General features: G+C 64.9%; 18 protein-coding genes. All 18 read right to left on the minus strand.

The features are described 5' to 3' along the window. Positions 1-34: 34 nt before the first annotated feature. The gene (locus ACWW36_RS29525; RefSeq protein WP_456142681.1) at positions 35-2,395 is read right to left on the minus strand and encodes a CoA transferase; all 2,361 of its coding nucleotides are present in this window, start codon (positions 2,393-2,395) and stop codon (positions 35-37) included. Between the two features lie 139 nt (positions 2,396-2,534). Next, the gene (locus ACWW36_RS29530; RefSeq protein WP_456139440.1) at positions 2,535-3,500 is read right to left on the minus strand and encodes an enoyl-CoA hydratase/isomerase family protein; all 966 of its coding nucleotides are present in this window, start codon (positions 3,498-3,500) and stop codon (positions 2,535-2,537) included. A gap of 10 nt (positions 3,501-3,510) precedes the next feature. Then, the gene (locus ACWW36_RS29535; protein WP_456139441.1) at positions 3,511-4,656 is read right to left on the minus strand and encodes a M24 family metallopeptidase; all 1,146 of its coding nucleotides are present in this window, start codon (positions 4,654-4,656) and stop codon (positions 3,511-3,513) included. Continuing rightward, complete coding sequence (locus ACWW36_RS29540) at positions 4,646-5,881, minus strand: M24 family metallopeptidase (protein ID WP_456139442.1); 1,236 nt, start codon at positions 5,879-5,881, stop codon at positions 4,646-4,648. Before ACWW36_RS29540 ends, ACWW36_RS29535 begins: the two co-directional genes overlap by 11 nt. Next, a complete protein-coding gene (locus tag ACWW36_RS29545) occupies positions 5,878-7,050 on the minus strand; it encodes an amidohydrolase family protein (protein ID WP_456139443.1) in 1,173 nt (390 codons plus the stop codon). The genes ACWW36_RS29540 and ACWW36_RS29545 overlap by 4 nt, the downstream gene beginning before the upstream one ends. Positions 7,051-7,064: 14 nt before the next feature. Beyond that, a complete protein-coding gene (locus tag ACWW36_RS29550) occupies positions 7,065-8,306 on the minus strand; it encodes a cytochrome P450 (RefSeq protein WP_456139444.1) in 1,242 nt (413 codons plus the stop codon). A gap of 10 nt (positions 8,307-8,316) precedes the next feature. Next, positions 8,317-8,511 (minus strand): ferredoxin, encoded by a 195-nt coding sequence (locus tag ACWW36_RS29555; protein ID WP_456139445.1) that lies wholly within the window; start codon positions 8,509-8,511, stop codon positions 8,317-8,319. Between the two features lies 1 nt (position 8,512). Next, entirely contained in the window at positions 8,513-9,166 is a 654-nt protein-coding gene (locus ACWW36_RS29560) for a TetR family transcriptional regulator (RefSeq protein WP_456139446.1), read from the minus strand. Positions 9,167-9,219: 53 nt separating this feature from the next. After that, a complete protein-coding gene (locus tag ACWW36_RS29565; protein ID WP_456139447.1) occupies positions 9,220-10,020 on the minus strand; it encodes an SDR family NAD(P)-dependent oxidoreductase in 801 nt (266 codons plus the stop codon). 99 nt (positions 10,021-10,119) lie between these two features. Next, a complete protein-coding gene (locus tag ACWW36_RS29570) occupies positions 10,120-10,977 on the minus strand; it encodes an alpha/beta fold hydrolase (protein ID WP_456139448.1) in 858 nt (285 codons plus the stop codon). Next, positions 10,974-11,564, minus strand: a complete 591-nt coding sequence (locus ACWW36_RS29575) for an NADPH-dependent FMN reductase (RefSeq protein WP_456139449.1) — start codon at positions 11,562-11,564, stop codon at positions 10,974-10,976. Before ACWW36_RS29575 ends, ACWW36_RS29570 begins: the two co-directional genes overlap by 4 nt. Before the next feature lie 7 nt (positions 11,565-11,571). Then, a complete protein-coding gene (locus ACWW36_RS29580) occupies positions 11,572-12,561 on the minus strand; it encodes a cyclase family protein (protein ID WP_456139450.1) in 990 nt (329 codons plus the stop codon). Beyond that, positions 12,561-13,376 (minus strand): coniferyl-alcohol dehydrogenase, encoded by an 816-nt coding sequence (locus ACWW36_RS29585; protein ID WP_456139451.1) that lies wholly within the window; start codon positions 13,374-13,376, stop codon positions 12,561-12,563. The genes ACWW36_RS29580 and ACWW36_RS29585 overlap by 1 nt, the downstream gene beginning before the upstream one ends. A gap of 3 nt (positions 13,377-13,379) precedes the next feature. Beyond that, positions 13,380-14,711, minus strand: a complete 1,332-nt coding sequence (locus ACWW36_RS29590) for an LLM class flavin-dependent oxidoreductase (protein WP_456139452.1) — start codon at positions 14,709-14,711, stop codon at positions 13,380-13,382. Further along, positions 14,708-16,441 (minus strand): FAD-binding protein, encoded by a 1,734-nt coding sequence (locus ACWW36_RS29595; protein WP_456139453.1) that lies wholly within the window; start codon positions 16,439-16,441, stop codon positions 14,708-14,710. Before ACWW36_RS29595 ends, ACWW36_RS29590 begins: the two co-directional genes overlap by 4 nt. After that, entirely contained in the window at positions 16,438-17,358 is a 921-nt protein-coding gene (locus tag ACWW36_RS29600) for a 3-carboxyethylcatechol 2,3-dioxygenase (protein ID WP_456142682.1), read from the minus strand. Before ACWW36_RS29600 ends, ACWW36_RS29595 begins: the two co-directional genes overlap by 4 nt. Beyond that, entirely contained in the window at positions 17,306-18,982 is a 1,677-nt protein-coding gene (locus tag ACWW36_RS29605) for a bifunctional 3-(3-hydroxy-phenyl)propionate/3-hydroxycinnamic acid hydroxylase (protein ID WP_456139454.1), read from the minus strand. Before ACWW36_RS29605 ends, ACWW36_RS29600 begins: the two co-directional genes overlap by 53 nt. A 3-nt stretch (positions 18,983-18,985) precedes the next feature. Further along, a complete protein-coding gene (locus tag ACWW36_RS29610) occupies positions 18,986-19,849 on the minus strand; it encodes an alpha/beta fold hydrolase (RefSeq protein ID WP_456139455.1) in 864 nt (287 codons plus the stop codon). Between the last annotated feature and the right edge of the window lie 40 nt (positions 19,850-19,889).

The following is a 19,889-nucleotide window of genomic DNA, read 5'->3' on the forward strand; positions in this document are numbered from 1 at the left end:
TGGTCGAGGTTAGTTGGTCACTCCGATGTAGCGGTCATCGCGCCGCCTTACTCCCGGCGTACATGGCGGGCGAGTTTCCGATCACGCCCTGGGCCTCCAGCTCGTCGATTTCCTTATCGCTCAGCCCGAGTTCGGACAGCAGTTCGCGATTGTGCTGTCCGAGTAAAGGCGCGGGCTGCACGTGAACTCGATCGGGCCCGCGCGTAGACGTGAACGGCAGAGTGCTGTGCCTTGTGCGGGCGTTGACCGGGTGGTCGACGTCTTCGAAGAACCCGCGAGCACTCAATTGCGGCAGCTCCGGTTGACGATGGGGCTGCATCACCTTGGCGACGGGGACTCCGTGCCCCCATAGGGCGTCGACGATGTCGTCGCCCGTGCGCTGGTCGCACCACGCGGCGAGGTGCTCGTCGATGAGGTCGTGGCGCCCGCGCCGACCGTCGGCCGTCGAGAACGTCTGATCGTCCGCCCAGACCGGCCGCCCCAGCGCGTCGCAGAGTCCCGCCCACTGCTCGTCGGTGGCGACAGCGATCGCGACCCAGCAGTCACGACGGCCGAACTCGTCGATTTCGTTGGTGCGGTACAGGTTCTGCGGCGCGGCAGTGGGTCCGCGGTTGCCGGCGCGCTGCAACAGCGCACCGTATGCGGAGTGCTCGATCACCTGCTCGGCTGCGACGTTGAGCGCCGCGTCGACCATGGCCGCTTCGATGTGCGCACCCTGTCCGGTTCGGCGGCGATGCTCCAGTGCCAGCAGCAGTGCATTGAGCGCATGAACGCCGGCGTTAGGGTCACCGACTGAGTACGGCTCATACGGGTTGCGGTCCGGATAGCCGGTCAGCCAGCTGATTCCCGACGCCGCCTCAATGACGTAGGCGAACGCCGGGTTGTCCCGCCACGGCCCGTCGAGACCGAAGCCCGGCATCCGCAGCATGATTGCGTCCGGCCGAACCGCTTGCACGGCAGCAAAATCCAGGCCGATTTGGTCCATCACCCGCGGCGTGAAGTTCTCGACGACGACGTCACACGTCGCGATAAGCCGAGTCAGGAGTTCTCGTCCCGCCGCACTCTGTAGGTCGAGCGTCAAGCCCTTCTTGTTGGTGTTGAGTCCCGAGAAGATCGGCGACTTCTCCCACCATTGGTCTTCGGTCACCGGGATGCCCGCGATCAGACGGGTTCCATCGGGTCGGCGTGAGGATTCCACGTGGATGACCTCGGCACCGAGCATGGCCAGCATATGGGTGCACGACGGGCCCGCCCAGAACGTCGTCATGTCGAGCACGCGCAAGCCCTCGAACGGAAAGCTCGGGCGGGTCGCTCGCTCACGGCGATCCCGCGATCGGTAGCGCTCGGTGTGCTCACCGAGCCGCGGCGCCGGCTGCGGCGGCCGCAGCATCGCGGGCTGAATTCGATAGGGCGGCGCGGGCTGGGTGAAGCCGTCGCGGGGATTGGTGACAAACGAGCGTCGCGCCTGGAAATGGTCGAGCGACTCGACGTTGGCGCCATTGGCGACAGGGGCATTCGGAATCCGGAATGCCGTTGCGAGGTCACGGATCTCGTCGACGGTTTGGCTCTCCACCCACGCATACAGCTCCGCCGATTTCTCGGTGGCCTGCTCGGTGATCGACAGCGGCGACTCCTCGTCGATCCACTCCTGATGGCCTGTCATTGCGCACAAGTCGAACCACTGCTGGGCCGTGCCGCAGCCGATGTCGATCAGACCGTCCTTGGCGCGCGCGATACCGGGCACGGTCAGCCGGCGGGCATCCCGCCATGGCCGGCCAAGCATTTCGAAGTAGGTCACCGGATAGTAGGTGAGTCCGAGGATGTCGGTTTCCAGCATCGACAGGTCGATCAGCTCGGCGCCGCCCCGCATCCGCGACGCCATCGTTGCCACGCTGGCATATGCCCCTGCGAGGTATTCGCCGACCTGTCCTCCGACGTAAACCGGCGCCCGGTCGGCCGATCCGCGGCCAAGGCCGACGATGCCGCCCGACCAAGCCTGCAGTGTGAATTCGGTGGCCGGCCGGTCGTGCCACGGACCGTCCAGCCCGAACGGCGTGATCGACGTGACGGTCAGATGTGGATGTGCGCGGTGCATTTCGGCCGGCGCAAAGGCCGGGTGTTCGGCCACCGCCGACCCGCGCGACCACACCACCGCGTCGGCATCGACCAACAACGTGTTGACGAAATCGGCGTCCGCTTCCGGATCGGCGACCACGCTTTGCTTCGAGCAGGCCAGGAAACTGAACAGGGCACCATCGGTGTCAGAAGGAATATCTGCGCCGGATGCTGACCATCGCCGTAGCCAATCCCCCTCGCGCGGTTCGACTTTGATCACATCGGCGCCGCCGTCGGCGAGCAGCTTCGTGCAGTACGCACCGGCGATGCCGGCGGACATGTCGACGACGACAAACCCGTCGAGCGGTCCATTCACGACGGGCACGCCAGATTGCAGTTGTTGCGAGAAAGTGCGAGTGGACCGCGCAGTAAGTGCAGTCTCGCGGAATCGGCCGAGTGCGAGGAATGCCGCACGACGATCATTCCTTTTTCTTGCGGTTCGACTTGCTCAGCCGGAACTCCGGCGGGAACTTGCTGTCGTTGTCGTTGACCGCGTCGGCCAAACCGCTGTCGATGGCCTCGTGCATGTTCATGTCATCGGCGTCGTGCTGGATGTGCCCACCCATCGACTCGAAGAAGGCCGACAGCAGGCTGCCCATGTACTCACCCTGGTGCTGCTTGAATACCTCGAAGAAGACCTTCTGCTGAAACACCGTGTCCACAGGGCGGTTACGCGCGCACGCCCGCGCGTACTTGTCGACCTCGGCCTCGAGCTGATCCCGCGGCACCACCTTGTTGAGGAAGTTGCACTGGTACATCTCCTCGGCGGTGAACGGCCGTCCCGTGAAGACCATCTCCTGGAACTTGCGCAGCCCCATCATCTGCACCCATGTCCACATCCGCGGGCCCCAGCCGTAGTACCGGAACGACGGGTGGCCGAACAGCGCGTCGTCGGACGAGATCACCAAATCCGCGTCGGCGCACTGGTAGAAGTGCCAGCCGTAGCAGTAACCCTTGGCCTCGACGATGCTGATCTTCTTCAGCTCCTGCAATGGCCGGTTACCGGCCTGCACATTCGCGTACCACGCGCTGATGGTGGCGCCGTGACGGAACGACCCCTTGGGTGGATACGTGACGTCGCCGACGCCCTCATCCTCCAATCGCAATTCGGCCAGACGCAGCTCGGTGTTGTCGTTGCCTTCCATGAACTCGGGCAGGTCCGCCCCGCTGCCGAGATTGTCGCCCACCCCGCGGATGACGACCACCTTGACGTCATCGTCGACGGTGGCCGCACGCAGCAGGTCCGCATACCGTAGGCGCGCCGCAGAGGTGGGCGCGTTGAGGTATTCGGGACGGTTGAAGGTGATCGTGGCGATCTTGGTCTTCGGGTCCTTGTCGTAGAGAATCAACTCTTCCGGTTTGGGCCGACTGCCGTTGTCGGACATACCTTCTCCTTTAGCCGATTCTTACGCTGGCGTGCGCATCCCAGGACGGGCTTGCGGTAAGCACCTCTGCGCCGGCGTCGCCGATGAGGACGGCATCGCGGCGGAAGACAGCTCCGACGCCCTGTTCCCACACGTAGGCGGTGACCGCCAGCACCATCCCCGGCTCCAGGATCTCCTGCGCAGCGGTGGCCCGCAGCTGCGGCGTCACCACCGGCGGGTCGAATCCCAGACCGAGGCCGTGCGCGATCGGCATCGGTGGCAGCGGCTCGTTGGCAGCCTCGTACGCCGCGAACAGCTCGGTCGCACGCTGTCCTGGCCGGCACGCCGCGACAAGCCTGTCCCACAGATCATTCGAACGTTGGAACAGATTGCCGATCGCTTCGTTTTCGACGTCGCCAACGGGCCACGTCCTGCCCACCTCGCCGACGTAGCCTTCCGCAAGCACACCCGCGGCGAAGGCGACCAGGTCGCCGTGCTGGACCCGGCTGTCGCTACGTGCACGCCTCCACGGGTGCTCCCGTGATGTCACCCATGCGGCGTCCTGCGTCGCTGGAGTGCTCACCCCGCCGGCGGCCTCAGCCTCCAGCAGTACTCCGGCCAGCGTCTTTTCGCTGACTCCGGGCCGTAGCTCCGCGACCGCCGCGGCGAGGGCGTCTTCAGCGACGCTCAAGGCGCCCCGCAATGTCGCCACCTCTTCGGGCGTCTTGATCCGCCGTGCCGCACGCATCGCCGGCTCGGCATCGATGAGCTCGGCGTTCGGAAACGCCAACGGCAGGAGCTTCGCGAAAGTTGGTGTGAGCGCATCGGTTCCGACGCGCCGGGCCGTAGCCGCGCCCTCGATCCCTCTCAACACCTCGATCAGCGTCATCGGATTCCACGCCAAGCCGTAGAGATGGTCGTGGGGGATATCGTCGGGGATTCCCTCATCCCAGGTGCTGTTCAGATGTATCTCACACGTCGACTTCACGACGGTGCAGATCGGACCGAACGGCCGAGTACCCGCGACCCACAGCTGCGTCGCACCACTCACGTAGCGGACATTGGCTTGACGCCCCAGCACGAGGATGTCGAGATCGTCGGCGGCCATCTGGGCCAGTGCCCGCTCACGGCGCGCGTTACGAAGTGCCCGATCGTCGGGCATAACCTCAGTCGCCATAGGGGGCATAGGGGTAGTCGGTCAACGGCACGTAGCCGTTCTCGGTGATAACCACGATCTCCTCGCTTCGATAACCGCCGGTGCCGTCCTCCCAGACCACCGGCTCCAACACCAGAGCCATCCCGGCCGGAAAGACAAAATTGTCGTCGAACTCCTGGCCGAGATCCGTTCCGATCATCGGCATTTCGGCTGCGTTCGTTCCGATGCCGTGGCCAAGGTAGAAGTGCGGCAGCCACGGCTTTTGACCGCCGTTGGCGGCGATCGCCGCGCGAGCGAGATCACCGGACGTCGCGCCCGCCTTGGTCACGCTCAGCACGGCATCGAGAATCTCGCGCCACTTGTAGTACTGGTCGTGCTGACGGGGCGTGGGAGTTTCACCCACCAACCATGTGCGGCCGAAATCCGAACAGAAGCCGGTGTAGGTGATGCTGACGTCGGTCCACAACACGTCGCCCTTGGCCAGCTCGCGTTCCGTCGTCAAGAGCGGCAGCGCCAGGTCACCGTGCGTAGTCCAGGTGCCCTCGGCCTTCGACGACGGCATCACCTGCCAGATCGCTTCCAGCATGTTGGCCGTCGCACCCAACTCAAACGCGCGGCGCACAAACTGCGCCGACAAGTCGATCTGACGGACACCGGGCACCAACGACTTCTGCACATCGGATGCCGCTTCCTCGGTGATGCGGCAGGCTCTGCGGATGCAGGCGATCTGATCCACCGTCTTCACCAGCTTGGCCGCACCGATTACCGGCCCCGCGTCCGACGGCGCCCCAGAGGGGAACAGCCGGTCCGCCGCACGGCGCATCGCACCCGTCAACTCGTCGACGGCGACTCTGGCACCGGACGGAACCAGCTCAGCGAGCACACTCGCGAAATGTTCTACACCCTCGTCGAATTCGAGGTACAGCGGGCCGTGCAGATGATCGGCCGGAATGTCGGTCTCGAAAGCGGACCCCTCGCGGAACGGCATGAACAGATGCGGATGCTCGTCGCCGGTGAGCACGATCGCCACGGGCCGTTCAACGTGCGACAGCCCGGCGTCGAGTAGCGGCCAGCTGGCTCCCGTCGCATAGACCACGTTGCCGTTACCCAGCAGGACGAGCGCGTCGACGCCGTTGTCGGCCATCGCGGCTCGCAGCCGGGCACCGGATTCGCGATACATGCGAGGCCGGTCGGGTTCGTCGGGGATGTCGAGGGCAGAGCTAACTGCCGTCAAAGACGTTGTCATGCCTGCAGACCCAGGAACTTCTTGATGTTTCCGCTGACGATCTTGGCGGCGTCATCGGGTCCTACCGACTCGACGACCGAAGCAAGAGACTTCTCGGAGTAGCCGAATGTGCTTTCGTTGTGGGGATAGTCCGACGACCACATCACGTTGTCGACACCGATTCGGTCGATCAACTCCAGGCCGAGCGGATCCACCATGAAAGACGCGCTCATGTGGTTGCGCCAGTAGGACTGGATGTCGTGCTCGAGCTGATGGTTGAACATGTGCTGGTATGACGCCAGCAAGTGCTCGGCGTCCTGCAAAGCCCACGGCACCCAGGCGATCCCGCCCTCGAACCACCCGATCTTCAACTTCGGATGCCGGTCGAGGATGCCGCTGAAGACGTACTTGGAGAAGACTTCCCGGAAGCCGTCGATATTGATCATCATGCCGACGACCACGCTGTTGAATTCGCACGGGGTCTTCGGCGGAGTCTCGCCGATGTGGTGAGACACCGGCAGGCCGGCCTCCTCGATCTCGTCCCACACGGCGTTCATCGCCGTGCTGCCGTAGTCGATGACGTTGTCGTCGTCGTCCTTGCCCGGGTTGATCGGCATCAGGAACGTCCGCAGTCCAAGCGATTTCAGCTCGGCCAGTGTCCGCCGCGCGCCCTTGGGATCCCACCAGTTGATCAGGCCGGCGCCGTAGAAGCGGCCGTTCGATCGCTCCTGCAGATCGGCCATGTACTCGTTGTAGATGCGGAAGACCCGCTCGCGAAGTTCCTTGTCGGGGAAATGAAAGAGGGCGAGCACGGCGTTCGGGAACGCCAGTTCCTTGTCGACGCCGTCCTCGGCCAGCTCCCGAACGCGGGCCTCGATGTTGTTGGTCGACGCCCCTGCCAGGTCGTCGTATTGCATGAGCACGCGGCTGAAGTCCTTCGGCAGGAACGTCTTCCCCTTCGCCATGCCGACCATGTACGCGCCGTCCTCGTACCAGATCCGCGGTGCGTGGTCCTTCAGCTCTTCGGGGAACTTCTCGTAGAAGATGTCATCGGCGACGGAGATGTGGTTGTCGGCGGAGAAGACCTCGGTTCCCGCCGGAAGGCCGGTGTCACCCGAGGCGTGCCCGTGCCGGTCCTTCGGTGCGCCAAAGCCGCCGGGCGGGTACAGCGTGGAGGTTGCAGTTGACATTGTTGACGCTCCAATCACCAGGTAACGGGAAGTTCGTATACGCCGTAGGCGAGACGGTCGTGTTTGAAGGGCACCTCGTCGAGCGGCACGGCGAGGCGCAGCGTGGGGATGCGCTTGAGCAGCGTGTGGAAGACGATCTGAAGCTCCGCGCGCGCCAGCTGCTGTCCGACGCACTGATGGCGGCCGTAGCCGAAGCCCAGCTGCTGACCGGCGTCGCGGGTGAGATCCAGCTTGTCGGGTTCCGGGTAGGCGGCTGCGTCCCAGTTCGCGGGAGCGAGGTCGATGATGATGCCCTCGCCGGCGCGGATCGTCTCGCCACCGATCTCGATGTCCTCGATGGCCACCCGGCGCTGGCCGTTCTGGATGATCGACAGGTAGCGCATCAACTCTTCGACGGCGTTGGCGACGAACTTCGGGTCGTCGGAATCACGAAGCAGCGCAGCCTGTTCAGGATTTTCCAGCAGGGCCAGCACGCCGATGCCGATCATGTTGGCGGTGGTCTCGTGCCCGGCGATCAACAGCCCGGTGCCCAGCTGCGCGGCCTCTTTCACACTGATTTCGCCGGCATTGACGCGCTCGGCGAGGTCCGACACCGCGTCTTCGGATGGATGCTCCATCTTGGTCTTGACGAGATTGCTCAAGTATTGAGCCAGTCCCATCGCCCCTTTTTGCCCATCCTCGGCGGTGGCGTAGCGGGCGAGACCGACGTTGGCATGGTGCTGGAAGAACTCGTGGTCTTCATATGGGACGCCGAGCATTTCGCTGATCACGCGGGTCGGAACCGGCAGGGCGAGCTTCGAGACGATATCGGCGGGCTGCGGGCCTTCCAGGATCGCGTCGATGCACTCGTCAGTCACTTCTTGGATGGCCGAGCGCAAGCCCTCGACCCGCTTGAAGGTGAACGGCTTGGACAGCATCCGGCGGAATCGGGTGTGCTCCTCGGCGTCGGAGGTGAACACCGAACGGGGCCGCTTGTGCACCGTGGACAGCATGTGCTCGTTCCAGTGCGGGAAGCCGTCGCGACGGTCGTCGACGCTGACGCGCGCGTCGGCGAACAGCTCCCGCGCCACCGCGTGACCCGTGATCAACCAGGGTGTGCTGCCGTCCCAGATCCGTACCCGAGAAAGCGGTTTGGCCTCGCCCATCTCGAGCACCTGCGGCGGCGGCGCGAACGGGCAGCGAGCGTCGCGGTCCATCGGGTAGTCGGGGATGTCGGCGGCTGTTTCGGCCTGGGTCCCGGTCAAGGTGTCGGACATAGAGTCGTTCTCATTCCTCGATGTGGATGGCCAGTGCCGGGCAGGCGGCAGCGGCCTTGCGGGCGTCCTCGGCCCGCTGCGGCGGTGGACTGTCGTTGAGAAGGACGACGACGCCGTCGTCGTCGCGCTGGTCGAATACGTCGCCGGCATTCAGCACGCATTGTCCCGAGGACACGCACTTGTCTTGGTCGACAGTCACTTTCATCTCAGGGGTGCTCCGAGACAGGCGCCAGCCACAGACCGACGATCGCGTCGATGAGGCCGGAAGCGACCGCCTGCCAACTCGTCCGTGGCACGTCGGCGCCTCCTGCGAACGCACGTTCAAAGTCGGCGCACGTGTGCATCATCAAGTTGCGCGCCATGATGTTTCGCTCCGTGACGACCGCCATCGGCAGATCGGGAAGGCTACGGGTGATGCCGTCGACGACCTTGACCAGCGAGGGCGACGCGAGCGCATCCTTGATGACGATCTTGTGATACGCGGGATCGGCCAGCGCTTGCGCGGCGAAACGCGCGTACCACGTCGGGTTGCCGAGTTGAGCCAGGTGCTCGGTCAGCGAACTCACCAAGCAGGCGACCCAGTCCCGAAGTTCCGCCGAGTCGCCGGTCTCGGCGACCATCCGCTCCAGTAGGCGGTCGATCGACGCGCGGTGCTTCTGCTCGATCGCGCGCACCAGGTCGGTCTTGGTGCCGAAGTGATAACCGACGGCGGCGTTGTTGCCTTGTCCGGCGGCCTCGCTGACCTGCCTGTTCGATACGGCGAACATCCCGCGCTCGGCGTACAGGCGCTCGGCCGCCTTCAGTATTGCCTCTTGCGTGCTGCTGGCTCGATCTGCGCGCACGGTCCTGGCGGTGGTCACTTCATCAGTCAACCCGTCCGACGGTCTTAAGTCAAGCGACTGATTTAAAACATTCACTTGCGGGTGATCACCTTGCCCGCCACGGTGCCGCCGTCGACCGGCAGAACCGTCCCGGTGACGTAGCGGGACCGGTCGGTGGCGAAGTACAGCGCCGCCTCTGCGACGTCCTCGACGGTGCCCTCACGTTTCAACGGCCGGTCGGCGCGCATCTGCTCACGGATCTTCGCCTCGAACTCCTCCAGTTTCTGCAGGTCCTCCCCGGCTGCCGACTTGCGGACGATGGAGGTCCGAATGTTGCCCGGCGCGATGGCGTTGACGCGAATCTCATAGTGCGCCAGTTCAATTGCCGCGGACTTGGTGAACTGGATGACCGCCGCTTTCGACGCCCGATAGGTCATCACGCCGCCGCCCGCCTGGATTCCGCCTATCGACGTGAGGTTGATGATCGAGCCCCCACCGTGCTTGGACATGTGACGCGCGGCGTCGCGCGTCCCCGCCATCACGGCGCCGACGTTGACCGCCATCACCTTGTGAAAATCCGCCAGATCGTCGTCGAGGAAGCGACGGTGCATGGTGCCGGACACGCCCGCGTTGTTGACCATGATGTGCAGACCGCCGAAGTGCTCGACAGCCGTCGACACCAGCGCGCCGACCTGGCCGAAGTCAGCCACGTCGGCTTCGCAGAACAGGGCGTTGTCGCCAAGTTCGGCCGCCAGAGCTTGACCGCCGTGACCGTCGATGTCGCCGATGAGCACCTTCGCGCCTTCGGTCGCGAATCGTCGCACCAGCCCTTCACCAAGTCCCGATGCGCCGCCGGTGACGATCGCGACCTTGTCCCTCAGTTCGTCAGCCATGAGGCTTCCCAGCGTCCCGGCCGACGAAAGTTGCGTTTTGCAGAGAAATGTCGAGTACGGCCATGCAAAACGTATCTCTCGATGAACATCCACATGTCATTAGCTCTTGCTCCATGCATAGGACGCTTTCCGTTGTACCCCGCTCAGGAAGTCCACCAGCACGTGGTTGACAACCGATGGTTGCTCAATCTGCGGGCAGTGTCCGGCCTTTTGGACCACGACGGAACGCCCGCCGGGAATCTGCGCGGCGATCTCTGCGGCCCAGCCCGTCGGCAGCAGCTTGTCGCACTCCCCCTCCACGACAAGCGTCGGCACGGCGATCCGCTCATAGGACCGCTGACTCGACGGCAGGGGCGGCGGTTCCAAGCCTGGTCGGCGAAACCTTGCCGCAGCCAACGCTTCCCATGCGCCGGGCGCGATGCTGGACTCGTAGCGCCGTCGCACGTATGCCTCGTCAGCCGGATACGACGGGTCGTGGAAGAGCGCCTCGACGATTCTGCGCATCCCGTCTGGCGTCGCGTCGTAGTCGTAGAGGGCGGCCGAGTATTCGTTGCGCTGAATTTCACCACCGCCGCAGATCATCACCAGACTGCGCGCAGGCAGCAGCGGCGACTCCGACGTGCTGTCAACGAACAGGTTGATGGCGCCCATCGAGTTGCCAACGAAATGCGCGGACTCGACGCCGAGGGTTTCGCAGAACCGGCCGATGTGCCGGATGCGCATGCCGCGGCCGTCGTTGAAGTCGATGACCTTGGCGGACTGCCCGAAGCCGAGCATGTCCGGTGCGAGCACGCGATAGTGTGCCGCCAACGCCGCGATGTTGCGCTCCCACCCGAGTTCCGCACTGACGCCGAACTCACCGCCGTGCAGCAGGATGACCGGATCACCTTGTCCCGCTTCGAGATAACTGGTCGCGAGTCCGTCGACCAGAATCGTCTTGCGGTCAAACTCCTTCACGCTGTTTCCCAGGCGGCGCGGGCAAACGTGAGCAGCTGGTTGGCGAGCAGGTCGAGTTGGCTTCGCACGGCCTCGTCACTCAACTCGCCGGCCTCGTCCCAGATCTGATCTGCCGAGTTGATCGCTACGCCAAGCGGAGTCGGCCAGGCCCGCAGGGCGTGACCAATGCTGCGCAGCTGGCCAAGCGTGCCGACGGCTGCTTGCCACCCGTAGGCGCAGCTGATGCAGCCCCACGGGGTGTTGTCGAGGTAGACGCGGGGATCTTCGCGGAGGTCTTCGATGTAGTCCAGCGCATTCTTGACCAGACCTGAAATCGCGCCGTGATAGCCGGGTGAGCCCACGACGACTGCATCGGCGTCGCGCAACGCGCCGACAAGCTCGAGCGCCCTCGGTGTGCGTTCCAGTTCGTGCGGTGCATACATGGGCAGGTCGAGTTCGGGACCGCTGAAAAACCTTGTGCGGCCGCCCTGACGTTCGACCGAGGCCAAGCAATAGCGAAGCGCGCGTTCGGTCGAGGAGTTCGCTCGAAGCGTCCCGCCAAGTCCGACGACGAGCGGTGCGCCGCCCGTTGTAGTGCTTGCAGTCATGATCTACCTACTTGATCGCGATGGGATTGACGGGTGAGCCGACCGCTCCGGTGACTCGCAGAGGCGGTGCGATGAGCTGAAATTCGTACACGCCATCGGCTGCGCAGTCGGCGGCCAAAGCGGTCAGATCCCAATACTCGCCGAGCATCAGGCCCATGTCGCGCAGACACAGCATGTGCATCGGCAGGAAGGCGCCTTCGACTCCGGATTCGGGATTCTCGACCATCAGGTTGTCGGCGGCCACCGCGGCGACTTCGTGGTCGTGCAGCCACCGGGCGCACGTCCAGTCCAGCCCGGCGCCCGGCTCGCCGCCGTTCCCCGTTTCCAAAAAGCGTGCCCACCAACCGGTTCGGACCAAGACGATGTCGCCGCGTCGCACGGTGACGCCCTGCCGGCGGGCGGCCTCATCGAGTTCATCCGGGGTGATCGGGTTGCCGATCTCGCAGAAGGTCTCGACGCCGCGCAGCCCGACGATGTCAAGCAACACGCCACGCGAGGTGATGCCCTTGCCGTCGACCTTGTCGATGCCGCAGTGGAAGGCGCCCGCGCTGGTCACCGAGTCGGCGGGGAAACCGTTGTAGAGGTAATCCTCGTAGTACACGTGCGACAGCGCATCCCACTGCGTGGCCGCCTGCAGCGGCATGATGATGATGTCGTCGTTGAACCGCATCGGGTTGCCCTCGAAGTATCCGGCCAATTGACCAGCTGCCGGGTTGGTCAACCACTTCGGGCCGTATTGGAGCAGCGTCGCTGCGTCGCCGCCGTCGATCGTCATCACGTGCAGCGGGTTCTGCCGGAAGTGAAACGCCCCCTGTGGTCCCGACGAGCCGAAATCGACGCCAAGCGGAAAAACCTTGCCATGCTTGACGAGGGCCGCTGCCTCGGCGACCTTGTCGGCAGTGATGAAGTTGAGCGTGCCGAGCTCGTCGGCCTCGCCCCACCGTCCCCAGTTACGGACGTCGTCGGCGGTCCGGCGAAAGTCACTCATACTGGCCATTAGTCGGCCCCTTCCAATGTCGCCGCGATGCGGCCCGCGATGTTTCCACCGTCGACCCACAGCACTTGGCCCGTGACGTAGCTTGCGGCCTGACTGTTGAGGAAGACGAGCACCGCCGCCTGCTCGGCCGGATTGGATACCCGGCCCAACGGCTTGGGGATGTCGTCGAGGTAGTCCTGGCCGTAGGCGGTGCGCAGCTGGTCGAGGATCGGCGTCTCCGTCACTCCCGGGCCCGTGCAGTTGATCCGGATACCGCGCGCACCAAGCGGCCCAGCGTTTTTCATGGTGTAAAGGATGATCGCTTCCTTTGCCAGCCGATATCCGCCGTCGGCGATCGCGTCGGGATGGTCGTTGCACCACGCGATGCCCTCGGCCATCGTCCCGGTGGCCAGCAGCCCCGCGATGGTGTCCCGGTTCTCCAGGTAGCCGGCCGCGGCAAGCGATGACGTGCTGACGATCGACGACCCGTCAGGCATCGAAGGGGCGAGCGCCTCGGTCAGATGGCGCGTGCCGAGGAAGTTGATCGTCACCACCAGCAGAGGGTTCCCGATGCCTGACGAGACACCGGCGACGTTGAACAACGAATCGACATGGCCGCCAATCGACTTGACGGTGCGGTCGATCGATGCGGAGTCGGCCAGGTCGACCTCGTGGAATTCCTTGAGCTGCACCGCCGGACGTCGCATATCCAACCCGACGACCTCGGCGCCGAGCTCGGTGAGCTGCCGTGCGACATGCTCACCGATTCCCGACGCGCATCCGGTGACGACGACCCGCTTGCCGTCGTAGCGCCACCACTGGTCGACTTGAGTCACGGCTCAGTGCTTGTCCGCATCCGGGTTGCGGCTGGCCCATCCTTCTCCGGCCCGGAGTTGCGCGGCCGCCTGCTCGATACCGGCGTTCATCTCTTCCATCGCGAGCGATACCTCGTTCGCGGTGTAGTCCTCGCGCCCCTTGGGCAGACCGCCAAATGCGTACGACTCGTCAAACGCGGGCGCCTTCGACGGCTGGCGGCGCGCCTCAGCCTTCTCGATGATCGGCGCCAGTCGCTTGGCCTTCTCGGCGACCGCCTTTTCGTCGCGCTCGATGAACTCGGGTAGGACTTCCTTGCCCATCAGCTCGATGGACTCCATCGTCGCTTCGTGGGTGCGGGGGGTGAGCAGCAGGATCAGTTCGTCGACGCCGCTCTCTTCGTAGCCGCGCAGAAACTCGCGCACCGTGGCGGGGCTGCCGATCGGCCCGCGGCCGGGGCCGTAGGCGAGGGTCGGATCCTTCTCCACCTCTTCGAGGTGCCGCTTCCAGACGCCGGTCCGTCCCGGGGTGTGCATCCCTGTCATGTAGTAGTGCATGATCCCGAACGAGAAGAACCCACCGCCAACCCCGAGCCGCTCGACTGCTTGCTCATCCGTGGGTGCCACCATCATCGACAGGTCGCCGCCGATAGCGAGGATGTTGGGGTTCATCTGCGGCGTCACAGGGGCGCCGTTCTCCTCGAATTCCTTGTAATAGCCGTTGACTCGCTCGGTCAGCGGCCCGGGCCCGGTGTAGGCGAAACTCAAAGCGCCGAGGCCGCGCTGGGCGGCCATCTGCACCGAGGCCGGACGGGTGCATGCCACCCACACTGGGGGGTGTGGTTTCTGCAATGGCTTGGGAACCACGTTGCGCGGCGGCATTACGACGTGCTCACCTTGGAAGCCGGTGAACGGCTCCTCGATCATGCAGCGGATCGAGACCTCTAGCGCTTCTTCCCACATCTTGCGCTTGTCGGCCGGATCGATGCCGAATCCTCCGAGCTCGGCAACCGACGACGCCTCCCCGGTGCCGAACTCCACCCGGCCGTTGGAGATAAGGTCCAGCGTGGCAATGCGTTCGGCGACGCGCGCTGGGTGGTTGACAGCGGGCGGCAAGTGCATGATGCCGAACCCGAGACGGATGTCTTTGGTGCGCTGGCTGGCGGCGGCCAGGAAGATCTCCGGCGCTGTCGAGTGGCAGTACTCCTCGAGGAAGTGGTGCTCGGTCAGCCACACCGTCGAGAAGCCGGCCTTGTCGGCAGCCTCTACCTCGTCCAGACAGTCCTGGAAAAGCTTGTGCTCGTCGTCCGGCGTCCACGGCCGCGGCAGCGGAAATTCGTAGAACAGCGAGATTTTCATTTCGTTACCTTCCGGTGTATATCGATTGTCGAATTGGTCTGGGCTGCGATGTGTTTGGCAGCGACGTAGCCGAACGTCATGGCCGGCCCGATGGTGGCACCCGCGCCGGCGTAGCTGCGTCCCATGACGGCCGCCGACGCGTTGCCGACTGCGTAAAGACCCGGCACGACGGTGTCGTCGTCGCGCAACACCCGCGCGAACTCGTCGGTGCGCAGCCCTCCCGACGTGCCGAGGTCACCGAGGATGATCTGGAACGCGTAATAGGGCGGCTTGCCCAGCGGGTACAGATTGGGGTTGGGCAACGTCGGGTCGCCGTAGTAGTTGTCGTAGGCGGAGTCTCCGCGGTTGAAATCGTCGTCGTGACCGTTGCGCGCCAGCTCATTGAAGCGCTGCGCGGTCGCACGCAGATTGGCCACCGGAACGCCGATTTTCGCCGCCAGTTCGTCAAAGCTGTTGGCTTCCTTGACCACACCCGACTCCAGCCACGCCTTGGGCACCTTCCACCCCGTGGGCACGGGTGCGAAGGGAACCTTCGGAATCGGCAGATGCCCGGCCACGACGTACCGGTGAAACGAACGGATGTCCGTGATCAGCCAGCACGGGATGTGCGTGACTCCCGACTTCTGCCCCTCGATCATCGCGTGGGCGAAATCCATGTACGGAGCGGCCTCGTTGACGAACCTCTTACCCTCGCCGTTGACGACGAACTGCGACGGCATCATGCGTTCGTTGAGCATGAACTGCAACCGCCCGTCGGGCCAGCAGATCGCCGGGAACCACCACGCCTCGTCGAGCAGCTCGGTGGAACCGCCGACCTTCTCCCCCGCCCGGATGCCGTCGCCCATCGCGGCGGGATTGCCAAAGCTCCAGTCCTTTTCGAGGACGGGAAGGTGCTGGCGACGCCACTGCATGTCGTGATCGAAGCCGCCGCTCGCGAGGATGACGCCGCGCCGGGCTTGGATGCGCCGCTGTTGGCCATTCTGCTCGACCACTGCGCCCGTGACCGTGCCGTCGACGTCGGCGATCAACTCCGTCATCGGCGAGTTCAGCCATAGCGGGATGGCCTGCTGCTTGAGCGCCAAACGCATGCGGGCCGCGAGCGACTGGCCGATCGCCGCCATCCGGTCGCCGAGGACTCGCGCTCTGAACATCCGCCAGATCAGTTTCAGCAGTACGGCTTTGCCGCGCCAGTTCTGACGAACCTGGTAGAAGAGCTTGAGATCCTTCGGCGCGAACCATATTCCCTTGGGCGCCAGCGCCAACGGATGCAGGAGGTTCTGCTCCTCGTCGCCGAGCTTGCGCAGATCGATAGCGGGCACGTTGATGGTGCTGCCGAGCGCGGAGCCCCCTGGCAGTTCGGGATAGTAGTCGGCGTAGCCGGGCTTCCATACGAACTCGAACCACGGGCTGAGGTTCTCCAGAAACTCCATCATTTCCGGCGCCGCGTCGACGTACTGCCGCAAACGAGCGTCGCTGACAAGGCCGCCGGTGATCTGCTTCAGATAGTGGAAGACTTCGTCGGGGTCGGGAACGTAACCTTCTTTGCGCTGGCTTGGCGCGCCCGGTACCCAGATACCGCCGCCGGACAGGGCGGTAGAACCCCCGAACTGGGGCGACTTTTCGACGACCAGGGTGTCAAGCCCGGACGCCTCGGCGGCCAGTGCGGCGGTCATGCCGCCACCTCCCGATCCGACGACGAGCACGTCAACGGTGTGATCAAAGGACGTCACGACTTCGGCACCGCCGTTCGGATCGCGAAACCGGCGATCAATTCGGGTGCCGCTCGGTAAAACCGCTGCTGCGTCTCGTAGCGTCCGTGTGCCGCCAACACCGCGAATGCCGCTACCCACGTACGGATTTCGTGCGCCGAGTGGCCGGCCTCCTGCTCGATCCAGCTGTTGGACCAACCGTCGACATCGGCGAGCCGGTTGGAATCGACCAGCTCGAGGAAGGCGCGATCCCAATCGGGGTTGAGCGGCTGTAGGGGGCTCTCGCCGTGCGCGAACGCCTGCGCGGCGTCCATGACCGCGACTTGTCGGGCCTGACGCTGGTCGGCTGTCATCGGCTCGCCGTGCACGATCCGGTTCAGTGCAGCGGGCGGCGCCGTCGCCAGCGTCGGCACGGGCGGATCATGGGACAGCCCACCGGATCCCACCACGAGGACCCGCTTATCGAGGGTTGCCAGGTAGGTGCCGACGGCGGCGCCGAGCGCGCGCACGCGTCGCAGCGGTCCGAGCGGCGTGGCGACCGAGTTGATGAAGATCGGGATAACCGGACGGGACACGGCGTCGCCGAACAGCTTCTGCAGCGGCTGGACGGTGCCGTGGTCGACGTCCATGCTGGCCGAGATCGCGACGTCGACGCCGGATTCGAGAACCGCTCGGGCACAGTCGGTGGCGATGTCGGTCGGCACGTCGAGCGGACCGGCATACGTCCCGTAGTCTCCGACGCCCTGCGCGGTGGTGCCGATGCAGAACGGCGGCATGGTCCGGTAGAAGAAGCCGTTGTAGTGATCCGGCGAGAAGATGACGACCAGTTCGGGGTCGTACGCGGTGACGAAGTCGCGCGCCGCGGACAGGGCCGATTCGATGTCGTCAAGGAGTTCCTGCGACGGTCCCGGAAGATTCAGTAGCGGGCTGTGCGACATGCAGCAGACGGCCAGTGGCATCGTTGCCTCCTCCCTCGGTCAAACAGAGAACGTCGAAGAGCGACGCGGACAGTTCGGGTGCGCGTTGGGCGATGCATGCACCGGCGATGCAGCGATCAGGCCGCACGAACAGCACGGAATCGGTGTAGGTGTCGAACCAGGACTTGAGCGCACCCGTCCGATCGCCGACGACCACCACATCGGCGTCGTCGTGCCCGGGCCAGTACAGCTGCGTCATGGGGCGGGCCTCGATGAACTTGGCCCCCAGCGCTTTCCAGCGCTGGAACGCGATGTCGCCGAGCACCGCACGGAGATTGTTGCTCCAGCACAGCACCGCGAAGCCTTGACCAAGCACGTCATCGAGCAGGACGTTCTGCTGATCGCGGGTGTCTACGCGGGGTTGGATGAACAGCGTGCCGGTCATCGACGTCGCCGATCGAGGCTCGGCGTGGAAGACCGCGCCGTGCTCGTATCGCGGCATCGGTTTGAACCGCATCTCCAGCACATAGCGCTTGAGCGTGGGCACCACCGATGCGGCATGAATGACGCGGTCCCGCAGGGCGGCTACCCGCCGATTCGTCGGCGAGATCACCCGCCCGACCAAGGTGGATAGATCGATCATCGCCCTGGCATGTTTGCGGCGTTCGGCGTCGTAAGTGTCTAGCAGCGCGTCCTGGGCCTGGCCGTTCATCACCGCCGCGAGCTTCCAGCCGAGGTTGGCCGCATCGCGGATACCGCTGTTGTACCCCTGCCCCTGCCACACGGGCATCAGATGCGCGGCGTCGCCCGCGAGCATCAGCCGTCCTCGTCGGAACTCGCCCGCGATGCGCGAATGGTGGGTGTAGACGCGGTGCCGGATCATGTCGACACGCTCCGGATACGGAACGCGCTGTGCGAGCATGCGTCTCACGAACGCGGGATCGTCGGCCAGTTCGTCGGGCTCGTCGGGGTGGATCAGGAACTCGAACCGGCGTATTCCGTGGGCGATCGAGATCGAGACATAAGGGCGGACGGGATCGGCCCCGACCTCGCTGTTCGGGTGTCCGAGAGGATCATTCGCGACATCGACGACGAGCCAGCGCGTCGACGATGTGGTCCCGTCGAACGACACGCCCATCAACCGGCGGGTGGCGCTGCGCCCACCGTCGCAACCGACTACGTAGCGGGCGCGTATAGGTGCGTGCCCATCGGCGAACTGGACAGTGACACCGTCCTCGGTTTCGACGCAGGTCTCCATCCGATGTCCGAACCGGACTTCGACATGACCGAATCGGTCGAGACCGGCGAACAATTCGGCATCGACCATCGGTTGCACAAATCCGTTGCGCTTGGGCCAGCCGAATCGGGCATCGGGGGGTGCCATTTCGGCGAGCAGCCGACGCTTGGAATCGAAGAAGCGCAGGATCTGGTTCGGAACCGTGTGCGGAAGGATGCGGTCCACGAGGCCAATCGATTGGAACGTGCGCAGCGACTCGTCATCCAGACCGACACCGCGGGGATAGTCGATGAGAGTGTCGCGCTCCTCCACGACCAGCGTCCGAACGCCCTGTAGCCCAAGGATGTTCGCCAGGGTCAGGCCGGATGGGCCGGCCCCGACGATGACGACGTCCACATCGGTGCTCACGGTTCAGCGTCCCAGCAGGAAGTCGAGGTGCAAGCGGTTGAACGTCTTCGGGTCCTCGTATTGGGGCCAGTGACCGCACCCCGGCATCACCTCGAACCGCGCTCCGGGGATCATCGACGCGATGCGTCGGCCCTCGGCGACGTCCGCGGTCGGGTCGTCACTGGTCCACACCACCAGCGTCGGTGCGTTGATCGACCCGTATTCGGCGGGGCCGAGCAGATTGCGTGCGCGGATCTCGGGATCCTGCAGCGCCATAATGTCTTTCATCGCCGCGACGAACCCGGGCTGGCGGTAGACACGCTGCCGGCTCGCGACGATGTCGTCGTAGTCCTTCGACTTGTCCGCCATCAACCATTTGATGCGGGCCTGCACGGTCTCCCATGTCGGGTCCTCGGCGGCCGCCATCGACAACGTGACGATGCGCTTCATCACCTCCGGATCGGCCTGCGAACCGCCCGCGGTGTTGAGGACAAGCTTGTCGATGCGGTCGGGGTGGTCGACCGCGGCGCGGGCCGCGACCCACCCGCCAAGCGACTCACCGCTGATATGCGCACGCTCGGCGCCGATCGCGTACAGAAAAGCCATCAGATGGTCGACGTAGTGCCGCACCTCGAGCGGGTGTCCCGGCTTGTCGGTGTATCCGTGGCCGAGCATGTCGATCGACCAGGTCGAGAAGTGCTCGGCGTGCGCTTCGAGGTTGCGGACGTAGGCCTCGGCGTGACCGCCGGAACCGTGCAGGAACACCAACGCCGGATTTCCGGGATCACCTGCGTGCAGGTAGCGGGTGCGCACTCCCCCCGCGTCGAGATAGCCCTGCGAGAACGGGACGCCCTGGAGATCGCTCCAGATGCTCTCGTACTCCGCCACTGTTGTTCCCCTCTTGACGGCGAGAATCGAATTCTCGTAT

The organism is Mycobacterium sp. MMS18-G62, from assembly GCF_053877835.1.